The 382-nt window shown below is 60.7% G+C and carries 1 protein-coding gene; it reads right to left on the bottom strand.

Annotation, left to right across the window (positions count from 1 at the left end):
- Positions 1-382, bottom strand: a 382-nt coding sequence (locus JIF53_RS08590) for a contractile injection system protein, VgrG/Pvc8 family (protein ID WP_266096871.1), incomplete at both ends; no start/stop codon positions are given.

Genomic DNA, 382 nt, shown 5'->3' with positions numbered 1-382 from the left:
TCGGCAGCGCTGTGTTCATGCATCAGGGCGTAGGCGGGGTTCTTGAAGGTGTAGTCCTTCATGGCCACAGTGGCGGCTTTGACCCGTTCTTCGTAGGCAAACTGGAACACGCAGGCCTGCTTGGTGCTGCCACCGGCTTTGGTGTTGCAGGTAACCGGGTCCAGTTTCGGGGCGTCGCCGTGGTGGTCGGCAAGAATCAGTGCCGGTTGTTCTTCGCCATCCACGCTGCCGTGCTGGTAGCGGTAGTGCCAGCCTTCTTCGGCTGCCAGGCGTTCCAGGAACTGCAGGTCGGTTTCCCGGTGCTGGACGCAGTATTCCCGTTCTTCCGGTGGGCGTTTGAAGTCGAAGATGGAATCCACAATGCCCCGCTCTTCGAGCAGGG

It is taken from the genome of Marinobacter sp. bablab_jr008, from assembly GCF_016464145.1.
Taxonomy (GTDB): Bacteria; Pseudomonadota; Gammaproteobacteria; order Pseudomonadales; family Oleiphilaceae; genus Marinobacter; species Marinobacter nauticus.
The sequence above is the reverse complement of the archived record's forward strand: the minus strand, read 5'-3'. Positions and strand labels throughout refer to the sequence as shown.